The sequence below is a fragment of the Staphylococcus marylandisciuri genome (genome assembly GCF_025519785.1).
In the GTDB taxonomy this organism is placed as follows: Bacteria; Bacillota; Bacilli; order Staphylococcales; family Staphylococcaceae; genus Staphylococcus; species Staphylococcus marylandisciuri.
Window position 1 is genome coordinate 1 of the sequence record NZ_JAOPKZ010000063.1, and the last position, 260, is coordinate 260.

Consider the following 260-nt stretch of genomic DNA (forward strand, 5'->3'; position numbering starts at 1 on the left):
TGTAGCCTGATATTGAAATTCGGCACAGCTTGTACAGGATAGGTAGGAGCCTTAGATACGTGAGCGCTAGCTTACGTGGAGGCGTTGGTGGGATACTACCCTCGCTGTGTTGGATTTCTAACCCGCATCACTAATCGTGGTGGGAGACAGTGTCAGGTGGGCAGTTTGACTGGGGCGGTCGCCTCCCAAAAGGTAACGGAGGCGCTCAAAGGTTCCCTCAGAATGGTTGGAAATCATTCATAGAGTGTAAAGGTATAAGG

1 rRNA gene is annotated in these 260 nt (G+C 50.8%); it reads left to right on the forward strand.

Annotation, left to right across the window (positions count from 1 at the left end):
• Positions 1–260: ribosomal RNA gene (locus N9R04_RS11565) — 23S ribosomal RNA — on the forward strand; the annotation flags it as partial.